Below are 22,340 nucleotides of genomic sequence, written 5' to 3'. Positions count from 1 at the left end.
TCGTCACTCCTTAAATGCAATTGAACGAAGCTTAACGCGAAGCTCTTCGATCCCTTGCAGCTGCAGGGAGGAAGTAAAGAAGATTTCATTTCCGATACCAAGAGACTGCCGCAGCAGCTTGACTGCCCGATCGCCATCCGCACCTTCGGCATCCATCTTCGTGATGACACCGATCGCCGGGATAGGAAATCCGCCAGAGAATCCGGGTGGAAAATAGTTCCGCAGCCGCGTCGCATCTTGAACCAGCACGAGCGCGCATGCCTCATACGAGGTAGCCATTAATGCGCGATAGAAAAGCGGGTTCTCGCTGTACTCGCCCGGCGTATCGATCAGCCAATCGCGATAGACAAGTGACTGCGTCTTCAGTGCGGGGTCCTGCTCGCCGAACAGCCGTTTAATCAAAGTGGATTTGCCCGAGCCGATAGCGCCGATCATCATGATCTTCTTCGCGACTGACATCATCATCATGATCTCGTTAACGGCGCAATGGTGAATTGAAGCTTCTCGGCCAGAAAAATATTCACCGCTTCAATTGCCATACTTACAGCGGATACTTCGCCGACGATAACCAGCGACCCGGTAAATCGGTCCAAGTAGCCAATGCTTACATGGGCTGCCTTCGTCGCGATATCTGCGGCGATGATGGCGGTTTCCGTTGGCGTCAGCGTCAGGATTCCGATGGCGCTCGCTTCTTCAATGCCGAGCTTCGTGTACAGCATCGGATCGGGGTTCGCAATGACATGCGCCAGCGTCAGCTGCTTGCCCGGCACATATTCCTGGATGACGCGTTGTTTCTGTGACTGTGGCTCCATCATTCATCCTCCGCTCCATCTTGCGGTGTTACAACGTCGAAGCTGTCGACAATGCCGACAACCATGGCGTCGATCGGGACATTGCGGCCGCCGAACAGCGCTCTTGCCGGGCTCCCTCGAGATATAATCACATGCTCGCCCACCCCTGCCCCGATACGATCAACGGCTATCACCGCCGTGCCCTTCGAACTGCCAGCGAAATCTACAGGCTGAACAACCATGAGCTTCAGATTATCCATCCCTTCTTCCTTCTGGGTCGCCCAAACGCTTCCGATTACTTTCCCGTAGAACATTGGCTGCTCACCCTTCTTCCCGGAATTGGACAGCGATGCCTTTCTCTCTCAGCACATCTTTGGCGAGCGGCGATAGAATTGTCCCTCTCTTCACGAGAATGGCCGTGATGCGTTTATGCCTTGTCCTCTGATTAACCCAGTCCGCGGACAGGAATTTACCATCGAAACGTTCGGGATGCTCGGGCAACGGTTCATCGGACTCGGTGGATTCGGCGGATTCGGCGTGCTCGTGCCTCTCACTAGCGGCTGCTCGGCCTACTCGTTGTACCACCCATTCCGCCAACTCTTTTGCCGGAGCGAACGCTACGCCGTACATTGCCATCTCGCTCTTGTAATAGCTGAACAGCTTCTGGTACGGCACCGGCAAGGTCAGCTCCTTGAGCGTGCGCCGATCAGAACGCGAGAGCCCGGAACCGTCTTCCCCCACCACCACAAATTTCCCCATCACGAGCGCCGCGAAAATAATCTCCGACCTCACCGTTCCCTTCATTCCAAGCGCAACTCGTCCGGCATCCCCTAAGTCAATCTCCGGAATAACGATACCTGCATAGTCGTTTGGAATTTCAATCGGGGCCGGCGCGGACTCGTCAATAGCGATCGTTCTGCCAAGCCCGCTTGACTCTACTTTATGCATGCCAAGCCATCCCGATGTTACTCCGTCGAGAAACAACCGATCATAATGAATCCCGTTCTTCTGCAGCATGATAAAATGATCCCGATACGCTTCATGGGCCGTACTGTCGCAGAATAGGTACAACACTTTAGGAGGCGGCTCGGCCGCTCGCGCCTGCATCGTGCCGACGAGCTCTCGGATAATCGATTCCACCAGCTGTTTCATCTCCACCTGACTCACCTCCCCGCACCATCACCGCCTGCGACAATGATGCCATTTTTCCCGATGACCCTTACTTTATCGCCTGTTTCCAGCCCGGCAGCATTCGCCTCATCTCGATCGATGTGCAGCTCAAGCGCAAATCGCTCATCCACCCGTACGACGACATCCGGAAAAATAAGCGGTCGTTCCGAGTCCGTCTGCAGCATGATACGATCGCCATGTGCAACCTCATAATTCAACGCTTCCGTAACCGACATATGAACATGCCGCTTCGCGATGATCAAGCCTTCCTGAAGAATGACGACCCCCGATGGGCCAATTATCGTTACACCGATTGTTCCGGTAATATCGCCGGACAGTCTGACTTCCGGCTGAAGCCCCAGCTGGTGGCCATCCGTTCGGGATATCTCCACCTGTGTCGCAGCTCGAGTCGGCCCGAGAATTCGCACATTGGGAATGGCACCTTTCGGACCGGCAATGGTGACGGTCTCCTTCGCCGCGAACTGCTTGGGCTGTGACAGCTCTCTAAGTACCTGCAGCTGATACCCGGTGCCGAACAGGACTTCGAGATGCTGCTGGGAGAGATGTAGATGGCGGCCCGACACGCCTACAGGGATCAGCTGCAACGCAGGATTCCGCTCGGACATATCAGCTGCAGCCTCTAAGGAATCCGACTGCTCAAGCAGCTGAATCCCTCTATCCTTCAAGAAATCAACAGCAGCCGGCGTCAATTTGTCTCCTTGTTCAACCGGATAAGGGTTCGGGAGTCCTCCGGCCAATCTAGCGCGCAGCGACGCTTCGGTAATGAGTCTCATAGAGGGGGAGGTCAGCCTTCAAGCTTCGGCAAAATAAACTCGATATCGGAATGCGGACGCGGAATAACGTGAACCGATACGAGCTCTCCGACTTTCTCCGCGGCGGCTGCTCCTGCGTCCGTTGCCGCTTTCACAGCACCGACATCGCCTCTAACCAGAACCGTGACCAATCCGCCTCCAACATGGACTTTGCCCACCAGTCTTACGTTTGCCGCCTTTACCATTGCATCCGCTGCTTCAATCGAGCCGATCAAACCTTTCGTCTCGATCATGCCAAGGGCCGTGAGTTCGCCTGCCATTGTTCATTCCTCCTTATTGTTTGAACCCGACTTGATTAGAGCTTCATCTGGGACAGCACTCTCTTCACGATCGTTAATACTTCCTCTCTGGTAATGCCACGAGCGAGTCTGCCCGCAACCTGTTCGGCGAGTTGTGTCATACCAGCCGGTTCCGAAGTTGGCATCTCTCGTATACCGAAGGCCACCCGTTTTACATTCATCAAATGCTGCGGCCCAATGTTATCCGACGTAATGTTATGCCCGAGCGATCCGCAGCCCAGCGTCATCGATGGCTGAATGCCGGTCGTCGCACCGATGCCGCCGAAGGTCGTCCCCGCGTTCACGATGATGCGTGAGGCGGGAAGCTCGAGCCCGAATGCTTCAATAATACGCTCATCCTCGCAGTGGATGCCGAGCGTATGTCCGAGTCCTCCCAGCTCAAGAAGCTCCGTGCAGCGGCGGCGGCCTTCCTGCCAATCGTCGACCGTATACAGCGCCAAGATCGGCGTCAGCTTCTCCACCGACAGCGGATATTCGGGTCCGACGTTGGTTTCTTCCGCAATCAGCACGGTTACGCTCAGCGGGACAGAGATCCCTGCCATGTCGGCTAGCACTTGCGGCGATTTGCCTACGATCTTCGGATTCAAGCTTTTACCGTTTGCGGACATGATGATGTCTGCTACTCTCTCCTTCTCCTGCTCGCTTAGCACATAGGCTCCTTGCCGTTTCAACTCATCGACCAGCTGCGACTTCACCTGCCGATCTACTACTATCGCTTGTTCGGAGGCGCAGATTGTGCCGTAATCAAACGTCTTACTCTGCACAATCTGACTGGCCGCGCGCTCGATATTCGCACTGTGATGAACATAGACAGGAACATTGCCGGGGCCCACACCATACGCAGGCTTGCCAGAACTGTAGGCAGCCTTCACCATCGCCGAGCCGCCGGTTGCGAGAATGACGTCCGTCAGCTTATGCCTCATCAGCTCCATGCTCGCGTCGACCGATGGGTATGACAAGCACTGAATCAATCCCGCCGGAGCGCCTGCCTGCTCCGCCGCCTGCCGCATCAGCCTCGCCGCCTCTTGCGAGCATCGCAGCGCGGCGGGGTGTGGGGAAATGACGACGGCATTCCTTGCTTTGAGCGCGATCATGCTTTTGAAGAGAACCGTTGACGTAGGGTTGGTCGATGGCACGATAGCAGCTACGACGCCAACAGGCTGCGCCACTTCCCATACGCTCCGCTCCTCATCCTTGCGGATGAGGCCGACGGTCTTCATATCCTTAATCGCCTCGTAAACATTGCGCGCCACAAATAGATTCTTCGCTTTCTTATCCCCGCTTTTCCCGAATCCGGTTTCCTCTACCGCCAGTCTGCCAAGCCGCTCCGCATGCTCCTCCGCAGCAGCAGCCATCGCCTCCACGATGCGGTCTACTTGAAGCTGCGTCATAGACTCGTACTGCTTTTGCGCAGCCTTCGCTTGATGCAGACAATCGCGCACCTCCTGGATCGCTTGCAAATCCACGTCCAGCTTCATGCCTCGCTGTCACCTCCTCCCGCCAAATCCGGAGGCAGCAGCGATGCTACGAAATGGGAGATTGCAGCATCCGGCCTTGCGATAACATGAACGCCAAGCAGCTTGCCGACTGCCCGCGCTGCCTGTCCGCCTGCATCCACGGCTGCTTTCACCGCAGCGACATCTCCGAGAATGTAGAGGGTCACGATACCGGCATCGATTTTCTCGTATGCCGTCACCCGCACATCTGCCGTCTTGGCTGCAGCATCCGCAGCTGCAATAAGCGCCGGAAGTCCATACGTCTCAATCATCCCCAGTGATTGCAAGGGCTGTTTCATGTCCGCTCACCTTTGCTTTCTCACAGTTTGATGGGTCTCCCGGCGATCTCTGCCACCACCTCGGCGAAGGCTTCGGCTGCAGCTATACATGCGGATTGACTGCCCGTCAATAAACCGCCGGCGAAGTTCGTTTCCGTTGGCGGTCCGTAGAAGGTGCACAGCCTCACATCCGCAGCCTTCAGCGCGGCATCCAAGCCGCATACCGCTTCAAGCGGCGGCGCGATGAGATAAGCCAGCGGCTCGCCTTCCGCTATATTGGCAATGCCTGACAGATAAGAGCCGGTTCGGGAGACAACATGCGCGTAATAGGCATGTGTCCCTTCCTCATTCAAGGCGTAGAAACAAGCTCCGCCTTGCATCAGCGCTACCGCAGCTTCCAGTCCGCTCGTCACTTCGGCCGGAGAGGCGCCACCGATCATGCCGATAAATTCCCCCGACAACGGTCCGGACGAGTGTGAGGATCCGGCATAGAATGACTTCGCATAGACCACCTCCACTGCCGCTTTCTTCGTAGCTTCATCAATTGCGGTATACCCAACATCGTCAATGGTCGATGTCAGGAGCCCGATGCTCCGAATGCCGGGCTTGAGGCCCAGTTGTGCAGCCAATCCGGCATCCACATACGGAATGACCCTGACGGACAGCGGAATTGCACATATAGGTCGACGTTGCAGCTGTGATTGCGCTTGCCGAATCACCTCACTCACCTCCTTGCCGAGGAATCGTCGGCAGACAGAAAGAGCCTAGGATGAAAGCGTGCTCCGCGCACGCTTCCTGCCTAGGCTCCATTGCCTAACTGACTATGCTTTTGTTATCAAGATATGCCTACAACTGCTGCCCTATTCCTTCACCGAGCCCATGACGAGTCCTTTTACGAAGAACCTTTGCAAGAACGGATACACAATGAGTATCGGCAGCGCGCCGATGAAGATCTGTGCCGCATTAATCGTCTTCTGAGACAACAAATCCATCTCTTGCTTAGAGAAATTCATGGAACTCATGTCCCGTGACACGATGACTGTCTGCAGGTAAGAAGCGAGCGGATATTCCCCTTTGTCGCTAATATACAGAATCCCGTCGAACCAGGAATTCCAATGCCACACCATCGCGAACAGCCCGAGCGTAGCCAAGGCCGGCAGCGAGACCGGCAGGTAGATGCGAAACAGGATGCCAAAATGGCCGGAGCCATCGATTAGCGCCGCCTCTTCCAACTCCTTCGGCACGCCGCGGAAGAAATTCATCAGCAAGATAATAAGCCATACGTTGACGATGCCCGGCAGCACCAGCACCCAGAAATTATCCATGAGGTGAAGTTTCTGGATCACGATATAGAAGGGCACGAGCCCACCGTTGAAAATCATCGTGAACACGAACAGCCACGCATAAACCGAGCGGCCTTTAAACTGCAAGGTTTCCTTCGACAGCGGATAGGCAGCCAGGCAAGCGACAGCTAGAATACCGATCGTGCCGATGACGGTACGCTTGACCGAAACCCATAGCGAGTGAAGGAATACCGGGTTATCGATGGTTTTCGTATACGCGACCGTTGAGAAATCGACCGGCCACAAGCCGACCAAGTTGCCGTCGGCCGCCGACTTCGCGCTGAATGAGATCGCGAACACATGAATGAGCGGGATAATGCAGGCGAGCGACAACAGAACCAGGAGACAGGTATTGAAGATGTTGAATACGCGATAAGGCACCGTTTTGTGATACATCTCTTCGCCCCCTCCTTAGAACACCCGGTAATTGGCCCATTTGAAGGCTAACCGGTACGAAATAATAATCAGGATCATACTGATGACGGATTTGAACAGCCCCACCGCAGTTGCAAAACCGAACTGTCCATCAAGGATCGCGGTACGGAACACGAAGGTATCGATAATATCGCCTTTATCCAGCACCAGCGGGTTGTAAAGGTTGAAAATCTGATCGAAACCCGCATTCAGTATATTGCCGAGCGACAACGTGCCCACCACAATCGCAATGGGTATAAGCGATGGAATCGTAATATGCAGCGTCTGCTTCCAGCGGCTCGCGCCGTCCATTTCGGCAGCTTCATAGAGCGAAGGATTGATGCCGGCAAGTGCAGCCAGGAACACGATCGTGCCATAGCCGAATTCCTTCCACACCTCGGACACGATGACTGTGAACCGGAACCAATTGCCGTCCCCGAGGAAGAAGATCGGCTTGATCCCAACCAGCTCGCCCAGCACGCGATTGACGAACCCTCCGTCGGAGGAGAGAAATTCCACGAGAATGCCCCCTAGAATAACCCACGAGAGGAAATGCGGCAGATAGACTAACGTTTGCACCGAGCGGTTCAAGTGCCGCTGGCGTATTTCATTGAGCAGAATCGCAAACGTAAATGGCGTGACCAAGTTGAAAATGATTTTGAGCAAGGCGATAAAAAAGGTATTCCAGATGACCTGCAAGCTATCCTCGCGCTCAAACAGCGATCGGAAATTATCAAGCCCGATCCACTCGGATCCGCTGATGTGCAGCCAGGGCTTGTAATCCTGAAATGCCATCACGATGCCGCCCATCGGCAAGTAATTGAACACGATGAGAAACACAAGGGCAGGCAGAAGCATCACATGAAAGTACCATGTTCTCTTGAGATAACCAGTCATCATGTACCTCCTAGTGCGTTTGTTAAGTTGTACGGGTGCGTGGGCAGTCGGGCGTCCGCCGCCGGATGCATGTGGCAGCAGAAGCTGCGAGCATTGCTAACGGAAGCAAGTTGCGGCATGCAACGGGATGCGAAAGGCGAGTTGCGGGAAGGTTGCGCGTTGCGGTTACCGGTGTCCAAGTTGCTGTACGACACGCATGTTACGACTTTCGGCGTCCAAGTTGCTGTATGGCATACATGTTGCGGCTATCGGCGTCCGAGTTGCTGTATGGCATACATGTTGCGACTTTCGGCGTCCAAGTTGCTGTACGACACGCTTGTTGCGACTTTAGCGTCCAAGTTGCGGCACTAAATCGCGTGTTGCAGAATGCGTCAAACTCTAACGAACCGTAGAGGTCTTATTTGCCCAAAAACACCTTCTGAAAAAATCTAACGAACCGTAGAGGTCTTATTTGGCGGTTTTCAGGTTAATTACAGGGCATTTTACCGAAATAAGACCCGTACGATTCGTTAGAATCTCGAAGCCCGGAATTCCGACCAAATAAGACCTCCAGGATTCGTTAGATTTGCGCGGCGCATGACACACGAGATACAGCGGATTACGGTAACCGGAATGCGACACCGCGGACGCAGCTTTCGGCGCAAGCCAGCCAGTGCGAGATGCGGGTACTTGATAAGACACCGCAGAGCGCGCAGTCGCAGCTTTTGGCGCAAGCTAGCCAATGCGAGCAGCATTGCGGCGGCATTCACCTAAATCTTTTAAAAAAAGAGCAGCCGGTTGCCCAGCTGCCCCGGATTCGGGTTATTTGGTGCTCTTGTACCAGTCGTTTACTTCTTGCGTCATTTTGTCGCCGCCAGCGGATTTCCAATCGGCGACGAATTGGTCGAAGCTGTCCAAGCCCTTCTTGCCGTAGATGATTTCGTTGAAGGTTTGCAGCTCGATCTTCTTCAGGTAGTCCAGCTTGGATTGCATCGTTTGCGTTGCTGGTCCCGTGAACAAGTCCTTGAACGAAATGTCCGGCTGCGACAACAGCACTTTCGCTGCAGCAGGCGTTTCCGGCCCGTAGTTGTTCTTCACTTCTTTCTCCAGCTTCGTCGTCGCTTCGCTTCCGTCGGCCAGCTTCAAGAGCGCTTTCATTTGGGCATCCGGAATACGTGCGCCGTCCTTCACAAGCCAGTAACGGTTGATGTTCACTTCGCCGCCCGGGATTTTGTCCAAGTACAGCGGGTTGCCGCTTGCGTCTAGATCATAGTCATACCCTTTGAATACGCCAAGATCCCAATCGCTGCCCGTTTGCGGATCAGCCAAGTGATCGAACAGGTAATTCTGGTACGTGAAAATCGCTTCCGGATGCTCCATGTCTTTGTTGATCAGCGTTACGCCGCTCGTAAAGTTCGTGCCGTGGCGGCCTGCTTTGCCATCCGGACCGGTAGGAATTGCATACGGCTTCCATACCGCAGTGGGTACATTCTTCGCCGTATCCAGCAGCGGCCAGCCGCTCATCCAGTAAGGTCCCGGAATGATCCCCGCCGTTCCCGCAACCGCAGGCTCCGCTGTTTTGTTCTCATCCCAAATTGCTGCCTCGCTCGGAATGTAGCCTTTATCGCGCCATTGCTTCAGCTTCTCCAGCGCTTGCTTGGAAGCCGGGTTAATGGAGCCCCACTCCAGGCTGCCGTCAGCCGCTTGATTCCACTGCGCAGGGATCGTGCCATATGCGCCGAAGATCCAAGACGGATCGCCCATCCATGTGTTCATGGTCGACTTGAAGCCGATCGACAACGGTACCACTTTATCCGGCTTCAGCCCGTCCGGATTCTGATTCTTGAACGCATCCATGATTTTCTCCAAATCATCGAGCGTCTTCGGAGCTTGCAGGTTCAGCTTATCCAGCCAGTCCTGGCGGATCCACAGCAGGTAATCATGGTTGTATGCGTAATCAAGAACAGGAATCCCCATCTTCTTGCCATCGCGGATGTATGGATTCCAGACGTTCGGATCAAGGCTCATCGCCGTTTTCCATTTCTCATTCGCATACTGGTCGAATAGCTCGCCTACATCGCGGAACGCGCCGGTTTCGATCAGGTCCTGCGCCAGCTGAGAGTCGCCGACGGTCACAACATCCGGCAGATCCTGACCGGAAGACATCGAGAGCCTGAGCTTCGTTGCAAATGCATTATTCGTATCGGTTACGGACCAAAGCGAATCGATTTTGATGCCTAGCGTATCTAGTGCCCATTTGGTAGAGACGTTGTTCTCGATGGATTCACCGTTCTTAAATTTCAGCGCAGGGTCAACGCCCCATACGGTAGAGATGGTAACCGGCGGATCGTATTTGTCTTTATAAGCGCTCTCCGGTTTCGCCTCTTCGGTCGTATTTGCCGCCGTGTTATTCGCCGCATTGCTCTGCTCCGTGGAAGCCGCATTCTTGTTTGCATTTCCGCTGTTTCCGTTCTCGTTATTACCGGAGCAAGCCGCCAAACCGGAAGCAATCAGCATAAGCGCGGACGCTGTGAAAATCCCCTTTTTCCATGTGGTTGTCATGTTCTTCCCCCTACGCGGTTATGTCTTACAAGATTAATTATAGGGAAGTATAGGTGCGGAACCTATGATACTTAGCGAAGATTTCTGCACCTTTGCCAACCTTCTGCGGACTTGCTGGCCAAGCCTTTAGCTATCTAGAGCCGGCTAGTCGCGATATTCATTCGGTGTCATGCCGTAGTGCTTCTTGAACATTTTGCTAAAATATTGCGGATTCTGATAGCCCAGCTCCGAGGTAATCTCGTAGATCTTCTTATTGGAATGCTTCAGCAGATAGAGCGCCTTCTCCATCCGGATGCGAATGATGAAATCGCCGAGGCTCTCCCCTGTCTCGCTCTTATAAATCTTCGAGAGATAGACCGGATGCAGATACACTTTATCGGCAATCGTTTTAACCGAAATATCCAGTCCGATGTCCTGCGTAACGAGCTCCTGTACCTGCTTAATCATATGGCTCTTCGTGTAACGATCCGACTCCGACATCTCCTGCCTCAGCTTCTCCAGCGAAAGCAGCGCCCATTTGCGCAGCCGCTCCGGAGTCTGCAGCACGCTCTGGTTCAGCATAAGATCGAACTCCAAGCCTTCGATCTGGTGGATCAGCAGCCCCTGCTTATGAACGAGATAAAGATAGGCATTCGTGATGCAGAGGTACACTTCGTACAAATGCTCCGTCGTAATGAACGCTTTCTCCGCTTCCAAGTAGCCGAACACTTCGCCAATCTTCTCCTCAGCGGCCGTCCACTGCTTCGACTCCAGCAGATGAATGAGCGTTGGCGGCTTATACAGCGCCTCTATCGATTTCACCGAATAGCGGTTCTCCGGGTAATCCTCTTGAAACAGAATCGCCGCTTCGTTCGTTCGTCCATGCCGGAGCAAGGCGCCAAGCGCGCTGCGATAAGCGGCTGACAGCTTGCCCGGAAATTCAAACCACGGGCTGACGACGATGGAGATGTCGCCTTTGAGATGCGTGCGCACCTGCATGCCCACCTCTCCGGCGAGCTTCTCCATCTCTGCCCGCATCGGCCTGATCTCGCCTGAGATTAGCAGAACGAGGCAATCGTGGGGCGCCTTGCTAGGCCACACCTTAAACGATGAACCCAGCACTTCTTCGGCGATATTGCCGACCGCGAATTCGATAAGCCGCACCGACTGCGGATCATAGTCGGCAAAATGGCTCCCCAACTGAATCAGCATCAAAAACGAAGGAGCGTCCAAACGGATCGGAAGCGCATACTGGCGCAGCTTATCGCCGATGGTCTGACTCGACAGCTGCCTGCCGAGCAGCAGATCGTTCATGAGGTTTTCTTTGAGCACGGAGTGGTCCGACTTCATATCGTAGAGCAGCCGGTGGTAACGATCCGCTTCCTCCCACTCATCCTTGAGCGACTCAATAGCGCCTAATATGCTGCGCATAAATTCATCATCATCGACAGGCTTCAGAATATAATCGGAAACCTGCAGCTGAATCGCCTTCTTTGCATATTCGAAATCGGAATACCCTGTGAGCAGAATCCGCCTCATATCCGGCCAACGCTCGCTGACCAACCGAACCAGCGCGAGACCGTCCATTTCCGGCATCCGAATATCCGTCACGAGGATATCGATCGACTGATTTTCCATAATGGCGATGGCTTCCATGGCAGAAGCGGCCGTATAAACTGCGCGTACGTTCAGCGCTTCCCAAGGAATGGTTTTCATCAAGCTTTCCGTCACGTAGGACTCATCGTCCACTAGCAAAATTTCAATCATGCCCGCTAATCTCCTTTCCGTCACTGTGAGGAGTACGCCAGTGCAGCGTTACAATGAGGCCGCCATGCTCTCCATTGGCAATGGTCATGCCTGCTCCTTCTCCGTAGCGCAGCTGCAATCGCTGATTGACGTTCCATAATCCGCAGCCTGTTTCTTCGCCCATTGGTTCATCAAGCTTATTCATGAGCGATTTGATCCCCGCTTCATCGAGTCCTTTGCCGTTGTCCTCGACCCGAATTTGGATTTCTCCGTCCTCTTCCTTCGCGGTAAGTCTGATGATGCCTTCACCTGCTCTGCCTTCGATGCCGTGCAGGACGGCATTCTCTACCAGCGGCTGAATGAGCAGCGGCGGGATATCCAGATGGCGCAGCCAAGAGGGCAGCTCCACCTCAAAATGCAGCCGGTTCATGCGCAGCCGCTGGATTTCCAGATAGCTCGTTACAAAATCCAGCTCCTCGGCCAGCTTCACTTCGCCTCGCTCCTGCCTCGTGGTATAGCGGTAATAGGCCGATAGATTTTGAGACATCGCTACAATCGCTTTGTAATTCTCCAATTTAGCCATGCTCGATATAAACGAAAAGCAGTTATAGAAGAAATGCGGGTTGATTTGCGATTGCAGCTGCTTGAGCCGCGCTTCCCGCACATGGATTTTCTCTAAATAAACGGTGCCGAACAGCTCTTGGATCTGCGCCACCATCGAGTTGAAGCGCATGAAGACATAGCTGAATTCGCTGTTCCCTTTCGGCACGAGCCGAACCGAATAATCTTCCTGCTTGAGCCGTTGGAAGCTCTGAATGAGCTTCTTCATCGGCACTTGGACTTGCGCATATAGGAGATAGGCTATCACGCAGCCCATAATGAGCAGGGAGCACAACGTCGCATAAAACAGATTGTTGGATTTCTGAATCGGGCCAATGACGTCGCTATACGGGATATAGTCGACCAGGTACCACTGCGTCACAGGCGACTGCTTCGTATTAACCAAATACTTGATGCCCTTCAGTTCAATCGTCTGGTTGCTACTATCCATCAGATGCTGCTGCTCCAGCTTGCCTACCAGCTCCTGCGCGACGCTTCGGTCTGCCGTGTTGTTGAAAATCGTCCCTACGTCCTGCTTATAGAAGAACGGGTTGCGCCTGCCATCGCTGTTGAATTCATCCAGCATGCCGACGATATTGCTGCTGTTGAAGCGTACTTCAATAATGAGATCGGCATCCTCAGGTCGATTCATCGCATAATAAGGCGTAACGGTTAACAGTGAAAACTCGTAGCTATTCGTAGCGTCAGGCGAATCCTTCCTCACATGCCAGCCTTGCCGCAGCCGCTGTTTGAGCGCTACATCGTCATAGCTGCGCACATCGTTAACGGTGATGACGCGGCCAAGTCGAGGCGAGTAGATGTAAAGCGAACATTTCCAATTGATAGAGCTCTCCTGCGTGCTTATCTTCTGTTGAATTCGTTTCACTAAATTAATCATATCGAGGTCTAGAGAACCTTCCCCGATCGGAGCCATGTCCCTCAGCTCGGAAATATCAGGATCGCGCACGAGCAAATTCGGCCATAACGTGACGGAGTCCATATTCGCGTCCACCTGCGATTGGAAGAAGTCGAGCTTGCTCGTATTCGACTTATTAAGCTCATTTCGCAGCACATCCGTGCTCGTCTGATTGGATAAGAAATAGAGGCCTGCAATCAACACGATTAGAACAGCCAGCGTGATGACGATTTTGCTGAACAAATTAATCCTTGGCATTGCGCGTCCCATCCTTGCCTTAGGTGTAATGACATGCTTCAACATTATAATGGAGGCGCGGCGTGGTTGTCTCCAAGCTTCTTCCGGGCAAACTGGGAAGAGGATTCCCCTTCAGGCCTGTTTCTGGCCCGAGGGAATCCTCTTGTTGTGCTAAGTTGCTAGTCTAGCAGATCCTAGCTAAACTTCGCCTAGTAACCTAATTCAAGAAACCTTCCAATGCAATGGTCGGCTTCATATCCGCCTGCCAAGCTCCAAGATTGTAGCCCCCGTTGTAGCCAGGTGTCGCCTCAGGCTCCCAGTAGAAGACGCCTAAGCCTTTGCCCCCGGAGATGCCGCGAATCTTGGTCTTGATATCGGTAATGAAGCTCTTGGAGGTTGACGGCGAGTTGTAGGCCATGCCGATTTCGCAAATCATGACCGGTTTGCCGTACCTTGAAATCATATCGTTCGCATTGCTCAGCGTTTGCGTGTTCTTGGTGCTCCAGTCCGTGGTGGACGGATACAGCGACATGCCGATAATATCGAAGGTCGCGCCTTTACTGATCAAACCTCCGATGTTCCACACGAAGAGCGAATTGTCGTGGCCGTTAGACACATGTACGATCGTCTTCGTCGTGCTGCTCACCGATTTGACGGCATTGTTCCCCGTCGTAACCAGCGTAGCGTAATTCTGCATATTCGTAGATGCTTTGCCATCGTTCCAGAGCATGCCGTCATTGGTTTCATTGCCGATCTGCACCCAGTCCGGCGTGACGCCTTTATTCTTCATCGTGTTCATCACATCTACGGTGTAGGAATACAGGGTGCTGGTCAGCTGCGAGAAGCTTAAGCTGCTCCATGCGGCCGGCTTCGTTTGCTTGCCGGGATCTGCCCATGAATCGCTGTAGTGAAGCGTAAGCATGATGCTCATGCCGGCATTCTTGGCCCGCAGCGCCAGATCGGCTGCGCGGTCCTTGTTCATGTACCCGTTGCCGTAGTCGCTGGATGGATTGACGAATACGCGGATGCGGACGGAATTGATCTGATAATCATTCTTCAAAATATCAATGATATCCCGCTGGACCCCGTTCTTGTCCTTCCACTTCTTCCCTTGCGCCTCCATGCCCGGTACCCAGCTGATATCCGCTCCTTTGGCAAATGCCGGTGCGGCTTCGGCCACCTGAGGCTTCACCGCCGGCAGCGATAACAGCGACAAACATAGTGCCAAGACAAGCAATGCGCCAATGCCTTTCTTCAACATCCCATATCCCCCTTAAGCGATGCGTGTAGGGCATTGCTGCCCCCACATTTATTGTAAGCGCTTAATCATGCCGGCTTATAGGATGTTATTTAAAGATTACCAATGTTTTGTTAAACAGCTGCGTTCTACCCTTCGAGTACGTTCCCGATTACTTGCGCAGCCTCAGCTCTAGTTGCCGCTCCTTGAGGTGCAAATTTGCCAGCCGCTTGCCCTTGCACAAGTCCGAGCGCGGATGCTTGCTTGATTGCTGCTGCAGCCCAAGGTGAAATATCACTCTGATCTGCAAATGGCTCAAGGGATTCCGCTGCGGTCGGTGTGCCGTTACCATGTAGGAAAGCATAAGCTCGCATTGTCACCACAGTCATTTCTTCCCGTGTAATCGGACTGCTCGGGTCAAAAACCGCTGTGTTTCTGCCCGTAATCATGCCAGACTTAGCTGCGATTGCCACGTAAGGGGCGAACCAGGCATCGGCCGGAACGTCGGTGAACGAGGTTGTGGCGGTAGCGGCGGTGGTATCAGTCAGCTTCAATGCTTTTACAAGTAAAGCTGCAAATTCTGCGCGGGTAATCGTGCGGCCAGGCTCGAAGTGTCCTTGGCCCGTACCGCTCACGGCTTGTTTGGCCGCCAGCTGGCGAATGGTCTTGTAAGCCCAGTGCTGTGGCGATACATCCGAGAAGGATTGCTCTACTTGAAGCAGCGCGTAGCTGCTGAAATGGTGAATGTCTGCCGTAATGCCCTCAGCTGCTGCATCTCGAGTGCCGCCGATATATTCCATTTTGCCGTCATCCGCAAGGTAGAAGATACCGGCAATATCTGGATCGGTTATGCCGGCAGACGAGAATCGAATGGTGAGCGGTTCTTCGAACTGCGATAAGCTCGTTTCCTTGCCGTCCTTCGAACGGATGGAAAGCTTGAATGCATAGATTTGACCGATGAGCGTGATGTCCGCATGGTTCTGTTTCTCCAGTAGTTCCGCTTGCTTATTGGCTGCCTCCTTATCCAGAGGCGCGAGTGTCAACGTAATTGTGCTGTCTGCCGAACCGCCTCCCAGAGCCGCTAACTGGCGGAACGCCGATGATGGAATGCTCAGCGAAAACTTCTCTGTATGCAGAGTCAGCGGGTGACTTCCCAGCAGATCCGCCGTTTGGGATGGAAGGGTAACAGCTGTCTTGCCTGCAGGTATAGCGACTTCTACCTTGCCATCCGCATTAGCAGTCAAGCCGCTTGCACCAATCGCGAATGAGTTGGCATCGCTTGGTGTCGTCGGAGTTACTGGCCCTGTTGCGGTGATTGATTCTATAGCTGTTTGGACCGTTGTCGACGGACCTGTTGATGTCCAAATCCCACCGTCTAAGCTTGCTTCCACTTTAAAGCTATAGGCTGTATTCGCACTCAGTCCAGAAACGGTATATTCCGTTGTACCGGTAACTGTAGTAAGCAGCTTCCCGTCCTTGTAAATCTTATAGCCGTACACCTGATCTGCATCCGCTGCGCCGGTCCAAGTCAACTTGACTCTGCTCGTGCCGACATTCGAAGCGGCCAATGCCTTCGCATCCGTCCAATCGGCAACGGGCGTTTCCCTGTATAGCTCGAATGAGTCGATCCACCCCCAGGTCTCGGCAGGCGCGTCCACCGTTAGTCCAACGGTGACTTGACCATTCGTCACTTGAATATTGCCAAGCTCTGCATCGTTCCAATTCTGCCAGCCCGTATTGACGATCTTGCCGCTCTGCACCGGATCTGAACCGAAGTCTTGGGCAAACAGATGAATCGCATGGTCCCCGCCGCCGCCGGAAATCTTCGCTTTGAGCAAGTAGGTGCCATTCGCTAGTCCGGTGACGGTTTGCGACATCGTGAACTTAAATGCAGCACTGGCATAATAATTGACCGCTTTGGTACCAGCGAATGCATTCGCTGCATCCGTCTTCACTTTGGCTGCTTCGGTTGCATCTGTTACAGTCCAGCTCGCAAAGGACGTACTGTCCTCGAAGCTGCCGTTATGCAAGAGATTACGATTCGTCGTCACGGTAACCGGAACCTTCACCGCAAGTTCTGTGTCTGTAATCTGCCCATCGACCAAGAATGTGCCGATTCGGCTCAGATCATCCTGTTCGATTGCCGACCACTCTACAGTCACTGGTGCAATGCTGCCATCGTTGTAGAGCACATCTGCTGTTGCCGGCAGGAGCGTCGACACCGTTTCCGCCGGCTCATTAACCGGGACGCTGATCCCCTCAGGGTTCTTGGCAGTCAGCACGGTCTTCGTATCGAGATCGCCAGGCTCGAACTGGAATGCATCGAGCGACGGAAGCACATTGCCGTGAAAATCAAACAGCGCCTGATTGTCCCATGATGCGCCTTCTCCGCTCTTCCAGCCTGCCTGGAAGTGGCCTTCACTGTCCTTCGGAACCGGAATCCAAGCCGGCTCCCAGTAGAAGACACCTGCTCCTTTGCCGCCCGGCACATGTGCTACCGTGTTCATAACGGTGGTGAGCACTTGCTTCTGCCCCTCTATCGTTGCAGGGAAACCCGCTTCATCCGCTTCCTTTTGCCCGAAATTGTTCGGGTAGCCGTCACCATCCTCTACTGTGAATCCGTAGGAGGTTTCGGCCACGACCACTTGCTTGCCATATCTGTCCGCCATATCGTTCAGGTTGTCCTTCAACGTCTGGAACGGTCCATGCCAGAATGGGTAGAAGGACATGCCGATGACATCGTAATCGACGGCTGCCGCCTCCATCGCGTCGAAGAAGCTGCGGAATGCCCAGTTGTTGCCGCCCTCTGCCAGATGCAGCATGATCTTGACCTTATGCTCCGCTGGGGTTGTGTCGCGCACCGCTTGAATGCCCTGCTTCAGCAATGCGGTCAGCTTGCCGTAATCCGAAGTGGAGCCGTCCGGGAGCAGCATGCCCGGATTGATTTCGTTGCCGATCTGCACCATATCCGGATAGGCATCCACGGCCTTCAACCCGTTCATCACCTCTGCCGTGTAGTCATAAACGGCTTGCTTTAGCTCGTCGAAGCTCAGATTCGTCCATGCCTCCGGCTTCACCTGTTTGCCCGGATCCGCCCAGAAATCCGAGTAATGGAAGTCGAGCAGCAGCTTCATTCCCTTCGCCTTCACCCGCTGTGCCATCGCTATGGTATGGGCTTTGTCGTTGTAACCGTCAGCCTCTACCGGATTGTTCCAAATCCGCAGCCGAACGTAGTTCACGCCATGATCCTTCAGAATATCCAGCAGATCACGCTGAACGCCGCCTTCATAATACTTGCCTCCGGCATCTTCTATAGCCTGAAGGCTTGAAATATCCGCACCTTTGATGAACGGTTCGTCAGATTCTTCCGGAACCGTCGGCTCCTCCACCTTCACCAGTTCCACATCGTCAAAAAAGCCCCATTTTCCCGCCAAACTATTCACCTCGAAACCTATTGTCGCTTGTCCATTCGATACGTGGATTTCCTCAATCGTATAAGGCGTAATCGTGCCCCAACCGCTGTTGGCGATATCCGTCGTCACTCTCTCGCTGCCGCCGAAGTTGTCCGCGTACAGCTTGAATAGGTTATTTCCTGCGTCCCCCGAGGACCACGCCTTCAATGTGTAAGTCCCATTCGCAAGTCCGGTCACAGTCTGACTCAGCTTGAACGCATACGCGCTGCCGTTCCAATAGCTCGCCGCGGATGCTCCGCCGTGCTTGTCGCTTCCCGAGATCGTAAGCGTTGAAGCCGGCCCCGGTTCCGAGCCATCGAGCGATGTATAATCCCAGCCATTCAGCCCATCCTCAAACCCGGGATTTGTCAGCACATTCACGGCAGCTGCCCCAGCTTCCCCCGGTACTGCAACAGCTGAAATGACCATAGATAGAAGCATAATGACGGCGGTTATGGCCGAGAGCCCTTGCCTCCACCGGTTCAAGCGGAATTTGCGATATGAACGATTCAATCCAATTACCTCCCCTGATGAATGTCCTACAGCTTTAATTATAGGGAAGGGCTGCGACGGAACGTATGGCACGAAACGAACATATCTACAGTTTTGACAAGCAGTTGACTGCTTTGCGTTCGCAAACAAAAACAGCTTGCCGGCATAAGCCAACAAGCTGTTTCACAGTAATGCTATTGAATCTCACGAATCCCCGGCCAATGCTGCCAAATATCGGTCATCGGAGCTCTCCAGTCCAGCCCGTGCTCGATATGGGAGACTCGGAAGAAGATTGCATATCTCGTGTTGGGAGAAGCGTTCAACGCTACAGTATGGGCCAGCTGATAGTGGACGAGAAACACATCTCCGGGCTCTCCCATGGTCTGAACCGGTTCCGGCAGCTCAACTGGAGGCATGCCATTAAACAAGGCATCTGGCGTATGCTCGCGGAAATACTGTTCGTAGATCGTATGCGTGCCCGGCCATACCGTAAAGTTCCCGGCAAACGGTTCGCGAACCGGACTTAGCAGCACGCCGACGAGCATCGAGAAATTACCGATCGTGCCTTCCTTTACTCCATTGGTAGGCGTGTACATGCCGTCCAGGTGAGGTTTATTGATGATTGGCGGATCCTGCAGCGAAGGAAAACGCAGCGCGATCTGACCCCCTGTGACCGGATGGGACATCCCTTCCCCGAGCAGCTCGTCTACGTAGGCTTTGATAGGCGTGTCGTTGAACAACCCGGTAATCGGCGGCTGGCCGGATAGCTCCGGGCAGTAGGATTGCGCGCGAAACGTAGGCATCATCTCCGGCGGCATCCCTTGCCCAACGGAATGATTAATATGCTTTAATGCGTGGTCAATCATCACTTTAGGAATGGCGCCTTTGATATGAATATAACCTTTGGTGACCATGGACTGTTTCTGTTCGTACGTGAGCTTCATTACGATAGTTCCTCCTTATCGCGATTCGTTTCACGAGGTCGAATTCACTTCCAGATTTATACATGTCGCCCTCGATAATCATCATAAAGGACTTACGGAGATCTGCCAATAGTTAATAGATTCGGATTAGTCGATCATAATAGACTTCGCGAACGATTTATTTATGAAAATCGCAATCCAACGAATGGTCATCCACCATGCCGCAGGCCTGCATATACGCATAACAAATGGTCGAGCCCACGAACTTAAAGCCGCGTTTCTTCAGATCCTTGCTCATAGCATCGGATTGCGGAGTGGTCGCCGGAACTTCATTCTTCGTACGCCACTGATTCCGAATGGGAGCTCCGCCGATGAACTGCCAGATGTACGCATCGAAGCTGCCGAACTCCTCGCGGACTTTCAAGAAACATTTTGCATTCGTGATGGCGGCTTGGATCTTTAACCGATTTCGGATGATACCGTCGTTTGTCATCAACTCGGCAACTTTGGCTTCATCGTATGCAGCTACCTTATGGGGATCAAATCCGTCGAACGCTCTCCGATATCCCTCGCGTTTCTTCAGCACGGTATACCAGCTTAATCCCGCCTGTGCCCCTTCTAACACGAGCATCTCGAACAATTTCTGATCCTCATGCTCAGGTACTCCCCACTCATGATCGTGATAGTCGATATATAAAGGGTCCTCATTGACCCAAGCGCAGCGTGCTGTCATTTGTTCCAGCTTCCTTTCTTAGTCGACACCATGAAGTCAGCCGTTCGTATGTATGCCAAAATCATAATCCGCCGTATTCCGTTCCGCCCATACAGCCGACAGTCGGTATTTATAATACCCCGACTCCCCTGGAAGGTCAAAACGGAATTGATTTGGTTTGCCTACCGCTACTTGTTTGCCATCTTCCGTGTACAAGGTTAATGTAAACTCATCCGGGTTAATCGGAAACTTTACAGAGATCGCATCACCGCGCATGGCCTTGAATGATTTATCCTTAATCATCTTGTTGAATGTACTCGGCTCCGGAGGATCTGCACAGACCCCGTCTGATTGCGAACCAAACCAACAATAATGAGCTAGTAAATAGTCAATCGTGTACCCTTCTACGGTAATGCTAGGCTTTATGGGTTCGTCCGGAAATTGTGGGTTGGATGAGCACCCCGTCAGCAACAAAACTAGTAAGCTAGCAAATAGAAAAAAGAAATGATTTCTGCCCATTCGCTCCCTCGCATTACTCAGGATTTCTTCACTAACTGAGACGCATTTTGAGCCAAAAAGTTACAACCAACATGATTAACCCAGACTTTACGGGTTGTCTGGATCAATCGCGCATTCACAGAAAAAATCCGCCCTCGAAAGTGTGCTGGACACTAACGAGAGCGGACTTCTGCTTATTCCCTGCTTAAGCGCCTTGAATCACACTGCGAATGAAGGCTACTTCTTCCGCATTCAATGGATTGCCGGCACCTTGCGCGTTGGACTCTACTTGTTTCGCATTCTTAAAGCCCGGAATGACGCAAGTGTTCGGAGATTGAGCAAGCGCGAATTGAATCGCTACACGCACCAAATCCTGAACTTCCATGCCGAACCGTTCTTTGATCGGTTGAAGACGCTCGCGGATCTCCAGCAAGCGATCCTTGGTATAAGAGGAGTTCGATGCGCGAATATCGCCTTCGCCGAATTTCGGCGGGTTCTCCGGATCGAATTTGTCGAGAAGCAGTCCCTGTGCCAGCGGCCCGAACAAGACCATCCCGATATTGTGCTCATCTGCCCATTGGAACAGATTCGTATCCGGCTTATCAAACGGATTGCCGAACGCATTATAGTGGAACTGCAGTACATCCGGACGGGTGACCGGGCAAACACGCATAAAGTCACTGTAGCCGTAACCGGATTGACCGATTACACGTACTTTGCCTTCTTTTTGCAACTGACGCATCGTATCGGCCGCTTCCTCCAGATACAGGTCATTCGGTCCGAAATTCGTATTATGGAAGAAGTGAAGATCCAAATAATCCGTGCCTAAATTCATGAGCGACTGCTCCAGCTGATGACGGATATGGATCGGTTGCATCGCGTTAGGCGCTGTGCCACGGAACCAGCCGACTTTAGACGCAATCACGACTTGATCGCGCGGAACTTCTTTCAGAAAACGTCCGAGAACACGCTCCGAGTGGCCGTCCCCGTAAACATCTGCCGTATCAAAATGGTTGATCCCCAGCTCAAATGCGCGGTTCAAACCGGCAATGGACTCATGATCATCATTACCTGACCAACCTACTGCTTCACCGTCACGCCACGAAGGTCCGCCGATTGCCCAGCAGCCTAAGCTTACCTCGCTTACCCGTAAACCGGAACGACCAAGAACACGATATTCCACTAGATCTACTCCTTTGATGATGGTTGGTTTGAGATGACCCATGGTCAACTCAGCATCCATTAATGATTGGTTTGACGCCTTCATATGAAACTATATACAAGATGCCGACTGCTAGGAAGTACGCACATTATCTTCACCTACTTCCCTTTATGTAACTACCCGCGGAACGCTTGGGGGACTCATCCTTCAGGAAATGTTTCCATAAACCCGCAGCCACCAAAGCCTCGTTCGGATTCGAACGGGGCTTTACTTCGACAATTTCGTATGGTTCTCCTTTTTCTGGATAAAATATGCAAATCAGTT

The 22,340-nt window shown here is 53.1% G+C and carries 20 protein-coding genes; all 20 read right to left on the bottom strand.

Features of this window, described 5'->3' with window-relative positions:
• Positions 1-3: 3 nt before the first annotated feature.
• Positions 4-462 (bottom strand): EutP/PduV family microcompartment system protein, encoded by a 459-nt coding sequence (locus AC50Y3_RS06575; RefSeq protein ID WP_494818597.1) that lies wholly within the window; start codon positions 460-462, stop codon positions 4-6.
• A gap of 2 nt (positions 463-464) precedes the next feature.
• A complete protein-coding gene (locus tag AC50Y3_RS06570; protein WP_494817975.1) occupies positions 465-815 on the bottom strand; it encodes a BMC domain-containing protein in 351 nt (116 codons plus the stop codon).
• Positions 812-1,105 carry a EutN/CcmL family microcompartment protein gene (locus AC50Y3_RS06565; RefSeq protein ID WP_494817974.1) on the bottom strand — a complete coding sequence of 98 codons (294 nt, stop codon included), beginning with the start codon at positions 1,103-1,105 and terminating at the stop codon, positions 812-814. Before AC50Y3_RS06565 ends, AC50Y3_RS06570 begins: the two co-directional genes overlap by 4 nt.
• 7 nt (positions 1,106-1,112) lie before the next feature.
• Positions 1,113-1,943 carry a hypothetical protein gene (locus tag AC50Y3_RS06560; protein WP_494818596.1) on the bottom strand — a complete coding sequence of 277 codons (831 nt, stop codon included), beginning with the start codon at positions 1,941-1,943 and terminating at the stop codon, positions 1,113-1,115.
• 11 nt (positions 1,944-1,954) lie between these two features.
• On the bottom strand, positions 1,955-2,755 hold the full coding sequence (locus AC50Y3_RS06555; protein ID WP_494817973.1) for a phosphate propanoyltransferase: 801 nt from the start codon (positions 2,753-2,755) through the stop codon (positions 1,955-1,957).
• Positions 2,756-2,766: 11 nt separating this feature from the next.
• A complete protein-coding gene (locus AC50Y3_RS06550) occupies positions 2,767-3,054 on the bottom strand; it encodes a BMC domain-containing protein (RefSeq protein ID WP_090981122.1) in 288 nt (95 codons plus the stop codon).
• 35 nt (positions 3,055-3,089) lie between these two features.
• Positions 3,090-4,571 (bottom strand): acetaldehyde dehydrogenase (acetylating), encoded by a 1,482-nt coding sequence (locus tag AC50Y3_RS06545; protein ID WP_494817972.1) that lies wholly within the window; start codon positions 4,569-4,571, stop codon positions 3,090-3,092.
• Complete coding sequence (locus AC50Y3_RS06540) at positions 4,568-4,888, bottom strand: BMC domain-containing protein (protein ID WP_494817971.1); 321 nt, start codon at positions 4,886-4,888, stop codon at positions 4,568-4,570. The genes AC50Y3_RS06545 and AC50Y3_RS06540 overlap by 4 nt, the downstream gene beginning before the upstream one ends.
• A gap of 20 nt (positions 4,889-4,908) precedes the next feature.
• Positions 4,909-5,586: an ethanolamine utilization microcompartment protein EutL gene (gene eutL / locus AC50Y3_RS06535; RefSeq protein ID WP_494817970.1), complete on the bottom strand. Its 678-nt coding sequence runs from the start codon at positions 5,584-5,586 to the stop codon at positions 4,909-4,911.
• Positions 5,587-5,727: 141 nt separating this feature from the next.
• The gene (locus AC50Y3_RS06530) at positions 5,728-6,606 is read right to left on the bottom strand and encodes a carbohydrate ABC transporter permease (RefSeq protein WP_494817969.1); all 879 of its coding nucleotides are present in this window, start codon (positions 6,604-6,606) and stop codon (positions 5,728-5,730) included.
• 15 nt (positions 6,607-6,621) lie between these two features.
• The gene (locus AC50Y3_RS06525) at positions 6,622-7,521 is read right to left on the bottom strand and encodes an ABC transporter permease (RefSeq protein ID WP_494818595.1); all 900 of its coding nucleotides are present in this window, start codon (positions 7,519-7,521) and stop codon (positions 6,622-6,624) included.
• An 801-nt stretch (positions 7,522-8,322) separates the two neighbouring features.
• Positions 8,323-10,062 (bottom strand): type 2 periplasmic-binding domain-containing protein, encoded by a 1,740-nt coding sequence (locus AC50Y3_RS06520; RefSeq protein ID WP_494817968.1) that lies wholly within the window; start codon positions 10,060-10,062, stop codon positions 8,323-8,325.
• Between the two features lie 144 nt (positions 10,063-10,206).
• Entirely contained in the window at positions 10,207-11,808 is a 1,602-nt protein-coding gene (locus AC50Y3_RS06515) for a response regulator (RefSeq protein ID WP_494817967.1), read from the bottom strand.
• Complete coding sequence (locus AC50Y3_RS06510; RefSeq protein WP_494817966.1) at positions 11,801-13,561, bottom strand: sensor histidine kinase; 1,761 nt, start codon at positions 13,559-13,561, stop codon at positions 11,801-11,803. Before AC50Y3_RS06510 ends, AC50Y3_RS06515 begins: the two co-directional genes overlap by 8 nt.
• Before the next feature lie 196 nt (positions 13,562-13,757).
• Positions 13,758-14,798 carry a glycoside hydrolase family 53 protein gene (locus AC50Y3_RS06505; RefSeq protein WP_494818594.1) on the bottom strand — a complete coding sequence of 347 codons (1,041 nt, stop codon included), beginning with the start codon at positions 14,796-14,798 and terminating at the stop codon, positions 13,758-13,760.
• A gap of 128 nt (positions 14,799-14,926) precedes the next feature.
• On the bottom strand, positions 14,927-18,742 hold the full coding sequence (locus tag AC50Y3_RS06500; RefSeq protein ID WP_494817965.1) for a glycosyl hydrolase 53 family protein: 3,816 nt from the start codon (positions 18,740-18,742) through the stop codon (positions 14,927-14,929).
• A 173-nt stretch (positions 18,743-18,915) separates the two neighbouring features.
• Positions 18,916-19,665, bottom strand: coding sequence for a phytanoyl-CoA dioxygenase family protein (locus AC50Y3_RS06495; protein WP_494817964.1), 750 nt, complete (start codon positions 19,663-19,665; stop codon positions 18,916-18,918).
• Between the two features lie 157 nt (positions 19,666-19,822).
• The gene (locus AC50Y3_RS06490; protein WP_494817963.1) at positions 19,823-20,377 is read right to left on the bottom strand and encodes a DNA-3-methyladenine glycosylase I; all 555 of its coding nucleotides are present in this window, start codon (positions 20,375-20,377) and stop codon (positions 19,823-19,825) included.
• A 36-nt stretch (positions 20,378-20,413) separates the two neighbouring features.
• Positions 20,414-20,659 carry a hypothetical protein gene (locus AC50Y3_RS06485; RefSeq protein WP_494817962.1) on the bottom strand — a complete coding sequence of 82 codons (246 nt, stop codon included), beginning with the start codon at positions 20,657-20,659 and terminating at the stop codon, positions 20,414-20,416.
• Between the two features lie 400 nt (positions 20,660-21,059).
• Entirely contained in the window at positions 21,060-22,037 is a 978-nt protein-coding gene (locus AC50Y3_RS06480) for an aldo/keto reductase (protein WP_494817961.1), read from the bottom strand.
• Positions 22,038-22,340: the final 303 nt, after the last annotated feature.

The organism is Paenibacillus sp. J22R98 (genome assembly GCF_059383835.1).
The sequence above is the reverse complement of the archived record's forward strand: the minus strand, read 5'-3'. Positions and strand labels throughout refer to the sequence as shown.

Excerpts from the sequence above, each read along its gene's own strand:
- AC50Y3_RS06525 (WP_494818595.1), bottom strand. The coding sequence starts at position 7,521 with ATGACTGGTTATCTCAAGAGAACATGGTACTTTCATGTGATGCTTCTG.
- AC50Y3_RS06550 (WP_090981122.1), bottom strand. The coding sequence starts at position 3,054 with ATGGCAGGCGAACTCACGGCCCTTGGCATGATCGAGACGAAAGGTTTG.
- AC50Y3_RS06490 (WP_494817963.1), bottom strand. The coding sequence starts at position 20,377 with ATGACAGCACGCTGCGCTTGGGTCAATGAGGACCCTTTATATATCGAC.
- AC50Y3_RS06555 (WP_494817973.1), bottom strand. The coding sequence starts at position 2,755 with ATGAGACTCATTACCGAAGCGTCGCTGCGCGCTAGATTGGCCGGAGGA.
- AC50Y3_RS06545 (WP_494817972.1), bottom strand. The coding sequence starts at position 4,571 with ATGAAGCTGGACGTGGATTTGCAAGCGATCCAGGAGGTGCGCGATTGT.
- AC50Y3_RS06495 (WP_494817964.1), bottom strand. The coding sequence starts at position 19,665 with ATGAAGCTCACGTACGAACAGAAACAGTCCATGGTCACCAAAGGTTAT.
- AC50Y3_RS06560 (WP_494818596.1), bottom strand. The coding sequence starts at position 1,943 with ATGAAACAGCTGGTGGAATCGATTATCCGAGAGCTCGTCGGCACGATG.
- AC50Y3_RS06565 (WP_494817974.1), bottom strand. The coding sequence starts at position 1,105 with ATGTTCTACGGGAAAGTAATCGGAAGCGTTTGGGCGACCCAGAAGGAA.
- AC50Y3_RS06540 (WP_494817971.1), bottom strand. The coding sequence starts at position 4,888 with ATGAAACAGCCCTTGCAATCACTGGGGATGATTGAGACGTATGGACTT.
- AC50Y3_RS06510 (WP_494817966.1), bottom strand. The coding sequence starts at position 13,561 with ATGCCAAGGATTAATTTGTTCAGCAAAATCGTCATCACGCTGGCTGTT.
- AC50Y3_RS06530 (WP_494817969.1), bottom strand. The coding sequence starts at position 6,606 with ATGTATCACAAAACGGTGCCTTATCGCGTATTCAACATCTTCAATACC.
- AC50Y3_RS06515 (WP_494817967.1), bottom strand. The coding sequence starts at position 11,808 with ATGATTGAAATTTTGCTAGTGGACGATGAGTCCTACGTGACGGAAAGC.
- AC50Y3_RS06485 (WP_494817962.1), bottom strand. The coding sequence starts at position 20,659 with ATGATTAAGGATAAATCATTCAAGGCCATGCGCGGTGATGCGATCTCT.
- AC50Y3_RS06520 (WP_494817968.1), bottom strand. The coding sequence starts at position 10,062 with ATGACAACCACATGGAAAAAGGGGATTTTCACAGCGTCCGCGCTTATG.
- AC50Y3_RS06575 (WP_494818597.1), bottom strand. The coding sequence starts at position 462 with ATGATGTCAGTCGCGAAGAAGATCATGATGATCGGCGCTATCGGCTCG.
- AC50Y3_RS06570 (WP_494817975.1), bottom strand. The coding sequence starts at position 815 with ATGATGGAGCCACAGTCACAGAAACAACGCGTCATCCAGGAATATGTG.